This is a genomic window from Anabaena lutea FACHB-196, assembly GCF_014698305.1.
Classification (GTDB): domain Bacteria; phylum Cyanobacteriota; class Cyanobacteriia; order Cyanobacteriales; family Nostocaceae; genus Anabaena; species Anabaena lutea.
In genome coordinates this window covers 1-9,068 of sequence record NZ_JACJST010000054.1, presented here as the reverse complement: position 1 = coordinate 9,068, position 9,068 = coordinate 1, and the positions used below count along the sequence as shown (strand labels likewise).

Sequence of the window (9,068 nt, the reverse complement as noted above, 5' to 3'; positions counted from 1 at the left end):
TACTTTGTCACACCATGTCCCTGTTAATGCTAGTCATTCTCATTAAGCTTCTTAACTTTTGAGTTGCTGCTAGTTATTATGTACTACTTTAAGGGCTTTTTTGATCTGTGACAGTTGAGGGTGCGGAATGTGGGTTAGTATAACCCATACTCAGCACTATCACCATTTTTTCAAGTCGGTTGCTGCTACTTTCTCTCATTGCTATCACAGAGTCTCTGACTCTGCTGTCACTAAGGGATTTACAAATAAACTTGCTTCCACATGAAAAAAATCTCCTAGTTTTTGCGCTAATTTTGGATTTATCTTTGAATTACCATTTAATATATCATCAACCAAGATTTCTGAACCTAAAACTGCTTGTAAATCAGCTTTGCTTTCGTCAGATTCTTCTAAAAGAAATAACAGCATAGATTGAGGATTATTCTGTTGATTAATTTGATAATATTCTTGTTCAAACTTTTCAATTAAAGTTATTAATAATTGGTATAGTTCATTCTCTTCAGGTGTGCGTTCCCGGTGCATTAAATCTTCCACAATGGCTAAAGCTTGTTCGTTTTCTGCTTCAGTCTTGATAAGTTTGGGAAGATAGGCTGTTAATAGTTCTTTATATCTTTCTGGATTAAAAGTAAGGGTCATTTTTCCAATTATCCTTATCGTATTCTGCGTGGGTGAGGATATATTTAATATAAATTAATTGACCTTTATAATCTATACTAACAATTAAGCGGTATTTATTGCCTTTAATATTGAAAACTGTAAAATTACCTACAGCCTCAGCTTTAGGAAAAACCTGCTGCACTTCAATCAAGTTTGACCATTTAGCTTTAGTAGCAATTTTATACCAATTGTTTAGTGCTTCCTGAGAATCAGCGTGGTTTTCTGTATATTCTCTTAATATTTTAAAACTAATAACGTGCATTTTCCCTGATGAAAAGTGTAAATAGTTGCACCACTATCATATTTTACGCCCCATTTTAGTGGATAGCCTGACTATAAAAGCCGAGTTTATTTTCAATTTTCAATCTGAAAACCCCAGTTCACAACCTGAGACAGACGCAGAAACACACAGAAGAACCTGATAATTATCTCTAACTATTTGTGTTTATCCCCTATGAACGAAGAAGTCTCCGCCAAGCTAGAACTCATGAGACAAACCCTAGCTGAAACCGAAACCCAGGCTATACGTTTACGCGGTACAGATTGGTTTGCTTGGGCAACTGCGGGCGCTTCTCACACCGTCTTATTGACTTCAGAAACTGGCGTAGCAGAAGTATTAGTAACTGCTCAAGATGCGTGGATATTAACCGATGAAATTGAAGCGCAACGCCTGAAAGATGAAGAACTACCACCTAATTTTCAACTACACATCAGTCCTTGGGCTGAAGCTGACAAACGTGAGACTTTTGTCCGTGAAGTTACAAACGCTGGAAAAGTTCTTAGTGATAAACCTGTTCTGGGGGAGCAACCATTACCAGCATCTTTACAAAACCGGAAACGGTTACTGATGTCCAGCGAGTTAGAGCGATATCGGCAAATAGGGTTAAAAGCCAGCCAAGCGATGACAGAGGTACTCACAGCCGCAGAACCTACATGGACAGAATACCAGTTAGCTGGTGCAGGTGCAGAAGCATTATGGACAAGGGGACTACATCCAGCAGTGACACTGGTAGCTGGAGAGAGGCGTTTACCCTTATACCGTCATGCCACACCCACAGGAGAACAAATTGGACGACAAGCAATGATGGTATTTTGCGCTAGAGGTTATGGTTTGTATGCCAATTTGACGAGATTTGTGAGTTTTGGCAATCTTTCAAATGAGAATGCCGAATTGCACCGCCATGTGCGGGAAATTGAAGCTTTCATCTTGAATTTATCTCAGCTTGGAACTGCCCTCAATGCAATTTATCACGCCCTAGCTCAAGCTTATGCACAACATGGATTTGCCCATGCTATCCTTGAACATCATCAAGGAGGAACTACAGGATATTTAGCCAGAGAAGTTGTTGCCACTCCCACTGCTACTGAAACTTTAGCAGCAGGGATGGCTGTTGCTTGGAATCCAAGTGTACCGGGTGCAAAGGTGGAAGATACTTTTGTAATTCTAGAGAATGGGAAGTTAGAGAATTTGACTTTTGACCCGAATTTTCCCAGTGTAGAGGTAGAAGGAAGAATACGGGCTGTGCCTTTAATTAAATAGATAGATACACTAAGGTTAAACCAATGCTTTTAACAAAAGCCATAATTACACCACACCCTGAATTAATCTCTTCTTCCTTTGCGCCTAACGTACTTCGTACTTCGCTTCGCTAATGCGCCTTTGCGTGAGACAAAAATATTATGAATTTTGAAGAAATATTCAATACAATACCCGAAGCAGAAGCCAGTGCGCCAGGTAGGGTAAATTTACTGGGTGAACATACCGACTATAACGATGGTTTTGTGCTGCCAACTGCCATTCCTCAAAGCACAACAGTATTACTGGGTATGAGTAGAGATAGCGAACATCATTTTTACTCAGAAAATTTAAACGAACGAGTCACTATATTAGATACCCACCATTCACCATCTGGATTTGCCAGCTATATTTATGGCTGTATTGAAGTATTAAAAACCGCAGGCTACACAATACCATCTCTGTTGGTATATGTAAAATCATCTGTGCCTATGGGTTCGGGTTTATCTAGCAGTGCGGCTTTAGAAGTAGCAACACTTAGAGCAATAGGTCAACTTTTTGATCTCCCTCTCAATGATGTGGAAATTGCCCAATTGGCACAACAAGCAGAAATTCACTATGCTGGTGTGCAATGCGGCATTATGGATCAAATGGCTGCTAGTTTGGCGGATAGCAAACATATTTTATTTTTAGATACTCGTACCCTAGAACGCTATCTCGTGCCTTTTCCACCTGGAACTGAGATTATAGTTATAGATAGCGGTGTGCCGCGTACACTTGCCACTAGTGGTTATAACCAGCGTCGGGCCGAGTGTGAGGAGGCAGCGCATTTGTTAGGAGTAAAAGCACTGCGAGATATTACTAATGTTGACGATACAAATATATTACCTAAACCGTTATGCGATCGCGCCCGTCATGTGATTACAGAAAATAACCGCGTTTTGGAAGCTTTACAGGAAGTCACACCTGAGCGGTTTGGAGAGTTGATGAACGCATCCCATGCTAGTTTGCGGGATGATTACGAGGTTTCTGTACCTGCGCTGGATACTTTGGTAGAAATTTTGCAGAAAACGCCAGGAGTATTTGGTGCAAGACTTACAGGTGCAGGTTTTGGAGGAGCTTGTGTTGCTTTAGTTACATCAGGTCAAGGAAGAGAGATTGCCACAAAAGTAATTGAAGAATACAACCATATAGGTTACAACGGCCAAATTTTAGTACCTACAATCAATTTATGACTTTTGTAAGTCCCTTAATTCTGGCTTGTTGTACCTCACAAATGTAGGAATCGCTATCACCAAAAATGAATTATTTGCATTCATTTGCGTTAATCTGCGGTTAAAATTAAACAACTCCAACCTTTTGCTGCTGATAAATCTCTTTAAACAAAGCTTGCTGTTTTTTATGATCTACAATTGGTGCTGGATAACCCACAGCACGACGTTCCAAAGGCAGAATATTACCACTGACTAAATATTGGCTATCGACGGATCGCAATTCTGACACCCATTGGCGAATATATTCCCCTTCTGCATCAAACTTTTGTGCTTGACTTGCGGGGTTAAAAATCCGTAATGGCTTGGGGTCCATACCACTCGAAGCACTCCATTGCCAACCACCATTATTAGCAGATAAATCACCGTCAATGAGTTTCTGCATAAAATATTTTTCTCCCCATTGAGGATTGATAATTAAATCTTTAGTTAAAAAACTGGCAACTATCATTCTACATCTATTGTGCATCCAGCCAGTTTCATTTAATTGCCTCATGGCTGCATCAACTATTGGATAACCGGTTTTTCCTTCACACCAAGCTTGAAAATATTTTTCATTATTTTGCCAGGGGAAACTTTTAAAACTATCTCGATAGGCACCATCAGCTAAATCCGGGAAATGATACATGGCGTGTTGATAAAATTCTCGCCAAGCTAATTCTTGTTGCCATGTGCGGATACTTGCTGTAACTTCTTCACTACAACTATTTTCTAATGCTTCTATTGTCGCTTGCCAAACTGTGCGAATACTAATTACACCAAATTTCAATGCTGCGCTTAATTGAGATGTTCCATCGACAGCGGGAAAGTTACGCTGTTCCTGGTATTCATTAATGGCAGATTTTGTAAATAGTTCTAAACGTTTTTTTGCTGCCGATTCTCCTGGAGAAATAATTAATTCTCCATCCCAAACAAAGCCTAAATCTTGAGCAGATGGTAATTTAATTGCGCCTGCTTCTTGAGCAATTTCTTGTTCTTGTTCTGTTAAACCTGCAAAATTTGGCAGAGTTTCTACAGGAGTTGCTTTGAGTTTAGTAATCCAATTTTTCCAAAAAGGAGTATAAACAGTGTAGGGAGTTTTAGAACCACTAAAAATTTCTGCTGGTGAATGAAGTAGCTGATCCCAATTTTGGTAAAGAAATTCAATCCCTTTTGCTTTTAAAGAGTCAATTACGGCGATATCCCTTGTTTGTGAATAAGGTTCTACATCCCAATTCCAAATCACCGCTTTAGCTTTTAAAGCCTCTGCTAAAACCGGAATCCCTATCACTGGGTTGTTGTGCAGAATTAACAATTGGCTACCAGCTTGACTATATTGCTGTTGCAGAGCTTGCAAACAGCCAATCATATAAGTTACTCTAGCAGGAGCTATGTCATCTCGCTGCAAAATATCAGGATCAAGGCAAAATACACCTACCAATTTTGCACTTCGCTCTCGTGCAGCGGCTAGTCCTGTATTATCAGAAATACGTAAATCCCGGCGATGCCAAAACAGAATTAGGTCAGACATTAGACATTAGTATAGTTTGTTTGTACTATTTTACATCTAAAAGGACACTTGCGCTCTTACTTTTTTACTTAGCACTGTTTCGCTAAACTCCATAAATAAATTTAGGGGCATTAAGCAAGAGATAACCAGCAACTTGGAGAAAATAGATGGAGTTATCTAGAATTTTTGTTTTTAGGTGACTATTCCCATCCCCTCAAAGAGATAAAACTTTGTATGCTGGGTTTATTAGGTCTTAATAGTTCTTTAAAAACTGGTGCAAGAGGATTTTAGATTAATTGTTGACTTAGTGTCAGTGTTTGCTGTCGCCGCCTGCGGTGGACTGTTGGCTGCACTCTTAAAACAACCTGTTTTACTGGGGTATATCATCGGCGGGATGGTTGTCGGACCATCTGGACTGGGTCTAATTAAAGAAGTCGTGCAGGTAGAAACCCTGGCGCAGTTCGGGGTAGCGTTTTTGTTGTTTGCCTTGGGTGTAGAATTTTCCTTGGCGGAACTCAAGAAGGTCAAAGCGATCGCTATTGGTGGCGGTACTTTACAAATTGCCCTCACCATTTTGATCACGGTTTTGGTATGTGGGGTAACAGGCGCTTGGGGAAGTTTACCAGCTAAAGGCGTATTTTTGGGGTCAATTCTCTCTTTGTCTTCTACAGCAGTTGTCCTTAAATGCTTGATGGAACGCAACGAAACAGAAACACCCCACGGGCAGGTAATGCTGGGCATTTTGGTAGTGCAAGACTTGGCTTTGGGACTGATGTTGGCTGTATTACCAGCCCTCCATGAACCAGCTGATGTTCTGGGGATAGCAGTGTTAACAGCCCTAGTGAGGATTGGCTTATTTGCTGCTGGTGCAGTTGTGGCAGGAATTTGGTTAATCCCTCCTTTACTAAGACTGTTAGCCCGTACTGAAAGCCGCGAGCTATTTTTGTTAGGGGTGGTAACTCTGTGTTTATGTATTGCCCTATTAACAGAATATTTGGGGCTATCAATTGAGATGGGAGCGTTTGTCGCTGGGTTGATGATTTCTGAAGTTGAGTACGCCGACGAAACACTGACCATTGTTGAACCACTGCGGGATATCTTCGCCAGTTTGTTTTTCGCTGCTATTGGGATGTTAATTGACCCAGTGTTTTTGTGGAACAACCTGGAACTGATTCTCGGACTTGTCGCCCTAGTGTTCGTAGGCAAGTTTTTAATTATCACACCTCTAGTTAAATTATTTGGCTATCCATTAAAAACAGCTTTAATTGCTGGGTTAGGACTGGCACAAATTGGAGAATTTTCCTTTGTTCTTGCTAGTGAAGGACAGGCTTTGGGTTTGGTTTCCCGACGCATATATTTACTGATTCTGGGAACTACCGCAGTCACACTGATGTTGACTCCTTTTGTCCTGCGTTTAGTACCATTTTTATTTGATTTTGCTGAATCAATGCCTTGGCTAAAACCTTATTTGGTAGAAGATCAAGCCCGTGATTTTTCCGAAGATGTGCCATTGAAAGACCATATAGTAGTCTGTGGCTATGGGCGAATTGGTAAGAATTTGGTGAAGTTGTTGCAGCGACACGAGTTACCTGTGGTAGTTATTGACCAATCAGAAAGTCGCGTTCAGCAGTTACGAGAGGCTGGGATACCTTATGTTTATGGTAATGGGGTAAGTTTTCATGTACTGGAAACTGCGGGTGTAAATCATGCTAAGGGAATGGCGATCGCTCTCCCTGATCCTGCAAGCATTCGTCTGTGCTTAAAACGAGCTTTGGAATTATCCCCAGAACTAGATTTAGTTGTCCGCGCTACCCAAGATAAAAATATTGAGGTGCTTTACCAACTCGGCGCGAGGGAAGTTGTGCAACCAGAGTTTGAAGCCAGTTTAGAAATGGCAACCTATTTACTAACCGGCATTGGTTTATCACCAGAAGTAGTGCAGCAACAAATGCAGGAAATTCGCAAGGATCATTATTTAGAATTGCGTCCAGAGCGTTCAGCTGCGGAAGTTTCCCAATATTTACAGCAAGTAACCCGTGATCTGAATCGTCGCTGGTATGATTTACCATCTGGTTCCCCTTTGATTGGGATGAGCTTAGAAGAAGCTGATATGCGCTACCTCACGGGTGTAAGTTTAATGGCTATTCGCCGCTCTCACGGGGAGGAAATAGATTATCCTAACAGTCAAACTCAATTAGAAGAGGGCGATCGCTTACTGGTGGTAGGTGAGTCTGAGGAATTAGCCGCATTAGCAGAATTTGCTCAAGGACAGGTAGCTGTTCCCAATGAAAATAACGCTTGTCAATGGGTAACAGTACAAGCCGATTGCCCTATTTTGGGTAAAAATCTGGTAGATTTGACCACTGATGAACAGTATGGGGTAAAAGTGCAGGCAATTCGGCGAGATGGCAAGTTTATCCGCTTTCCTCATGGCAGCATAGACTTAAAAACAGGTGATCAAGTCTTGCTATGCGGTAGTTTGTCAAGCCTGAATCAACTTCAACAATTTTTTATTGGCGCTTGCGGATTATCCCTAGCCCTGCCAACGGTTAAAGTTGGTGAGGTAGAGAGTACCTAAAAGAGGTTATAGGCTGTTTTTAAGTTGGTACGATATCATGTCCGGCTAATTGCTGATCAAAAAACTCTGTGCGCGGTTGCCTAATCATAAGTATTCAACCGGACACGATATTATCTCTAGTGGGGGTAGTCAAGAATTTAAATTGGCAACTTCAACTTTTGCATCTCTTGGGACTAATCCCCTTTCCAACACTGTCTCACTTTGTGGTCTCATATAAGCGATCGCTTGCTTCCAAATAGTGATTTGCTCACTGTTTCCATCTAAAATACACACACAATTAACATCTTGCCAAAAAATCTTACCTGTGATTAAGTCTCCAGTCACAAGTTTTAATTCGACAGTTGGTTTTTGTTTAATCCAATTTTGCACTTGTCGAATGCTAGGAAGAGTCGTGTCAAATTCAGTTGTTGCCATTTTTGGTAATGATATATGCACAAGGCACAATGTTTAATTAAGCAGTAATTTATCTTTGATAATTCATCTAGGGAAAAATGGCAATCGAATTTAGTAAATATCACGGTTTAGGTAATGATTTCATTCTCATTGATAACCGTTCATCTTCTACACCCCTAATCACACCAGAAGCAGCGGTGAAATGGTGCGATCGTCATTTTGGTATCGGGGCTGATGGCGTAATTTTTGCCCTACCTGGTGACAACGGTGCTGACTACACCATGCGGATTTTTAATTCCGATGGTTCGGAACCGGAAATGTGTGGTAACGGCATTCGCTGTTTAGGGGCGTTTTTAGCTGAATTAGAAGGCTTATCTCGCACTAAAGATTATTATCGCATTCATACCCTAGCCGGTGTGATGACACCCCAACTCATGGACGATGGTCAAGTAAAGGTGGATATGGGACTACCCCGGTTACTTGCTGAAGAAATTCCTACCACTCTAGCACCTGCTGACAGTAAAGTCATTAATCAACCTTTAGAGGTGGCTGGGAAAACTTGGGATGTTACCTGCGTCAGTATGGGAAATCCTCACTGCATTACCTTTGTTGAAGATGTTGCTGCTATTCAACTGGAAACCATCGGACCTAAGTTTGAACACCATCCAGTTTTTCCCCAAAGAACCAACACGGAATTTATTCAAGTAGTCAATCGTAATTACTTGAAAATGCGGGTTTGGGAACGTGGTGCAGGTATTACCTTAGCTTGTGGTACTGGTGCTTGTGCTTCCTTAGTAGCTGGGGTATTGAATGATTTATGCGATCGCACTGCAACTATAGAATTACCAGGAGGACTATTAGAAATTGAATGGTCAGAAATAGATCAACGAATTTACATGACTGGACCTGCAGAACGAGTATTCACGGGTAAGTTTTAGCCTTATTGAATAGACTGATTTGACTAGCGGCTAGTCGTTGTTACCTATATTAGCCTATGTATAGGACGACCTGCCGTTAGATTATTCTGAGATCGAATAAAAGTGAGAATGTTAAAAAACAAAACCCCCCCCGGTGTGAAGGGGGAGGGGGGTTTGTGGTAAGAATAGACCTGGCATCGAGCTATTTTGGCGTGGGGCAACCCCCAGACTATCGTTGCCGCAACAG

8 protein-coding genes are annotated in these 9,068 nt (G+C 41.2%); 4 read left to right on the top strand and 4 right to left on the bottom strand.

What is annotated here, in order from left to right; genetic code table 11:
* Window positions 1-204 precede the first annotated feature (204 nt).
* Window positions 205-636 carry a helix-turn-helix domain-containing protein gene (locus tag H6G59_RS26845; RefSeq protein ID WP_190721089.1) on the bottom strand — a complete coding sequence of 144 codons (432 nt, stop codon included), beginning with the start codon at window positions 634-636 and terminating at the stop codon, window positions 205-207.
* Window positions 620-919 (bottom strand): type II toxin-antitoxin system HigB family toxin, encoded by a 300-nt coding sequence (locus tag H6G59_RS26840; protein WP_190721087.1) that lies wholly within the window; start codon window positions 917-919, stop codon window positions 620-622. The genes H6G59_RS26845 and H6G59_RS26840 overlap by 17 nt, the downstream gene beginning before the upstream one ends.
* Window positions 920-1,111: 192 nt before the next feature.
* On the opposite strand from H6G59_RS26840, the gene H6G59_RS26835 reads away from it, so the two are divergent.
* On the top strand, window positions 1,112-2,197 hold the full coding sequence (locus H6G59_RS26835; RefSeq protein WP_190721084.1) for a M24 family metallopeptidase: 1,086 nt from the start codon (window positions 1,112-1,114) through the stop codon (window positions 2,195-2,197).
* A gap of 140 nt (window positions 2,198-2,337) precedes the next feature.
* Window positions 2,338-3,408 (top strand): galactokinase, encoded by a 1,071-nt coding sequence (gene galK, locus H6G59_RS26830; RefSeq protein ID WP_190721082.1) that lies wholly within the window; start codon window positions 2,338-2,340, stop codon window positions 3,406-3,408.
* Between the two features lie 106 nt (window positions 3,409-3,514).
* On the opposite strand, the gene H6G59_RS26825 is transcribed toward galK, so the two are convergent.
* Window positions 3,515-4,954, bottom strand: a complete 1,440-nt coding sequence (locus H6G59_RS26825; RefSeq protein WP_190721080.1) for an FAD-binding domain-containing protein — start codon at window positions 4,952-4,954, stop codon at window positions 3,515-3,517.
* A 253-nt stretch (window positions 4,955-5,207) separates the two neighbouring features.
* On the opposite strand from H6G59_RS26825, the gene H6G59_RS26820 reads away from it, so the two are divergent.
* Window positions 5,208-7,511: a cation:proton antiporter domain-containing protein gene (locus H6G59_RS26820; RefSeq protein ID WP_190721078.1), complete on the top strand. Its 2,304-nt coding sequence runs from the start codon at window positions 5,208-5,210 to the stop codon at window positions 7,509-7,511.
* A gap of 129 nt (window positions 7,512-7,640) precedes the next feature.
* On the opposite strand, the gene H6G59_RS26815 is transcribed toward H6G59_RS26820, so the two are convergent.
* The gene (locus H6G59_RS26815) at window positions 7,641-7,925 is read right to left on the bottom strand and encodes an Hfq-related RNA-binding protein (protein WP_190721075.1); all 285 of its coding nucleotides are present in this window, start codon (window positions 7,923-7,925) and stop codon (window positions 7,641-7,643) included.
* 77 nt (window positions 7,926-8,002) lie between these two features.
* On the opposite strand from H6G59_RS26815, the gene dapF reads away from it, so the two are divergent.
* Window positions 8,003-8,842, top strand: coding sequence for a diaminopimelate epimerase (gene dapF, locus H6G59_RS26810; RefSeq protein ID WP_190721073.1), 840 nt, complete (start codon window positions 8,003-8,005; stop codon window positions 8,840-8,842).
* Window positions 8,843-9,068 lie beyond the last annotated feature (226 nt).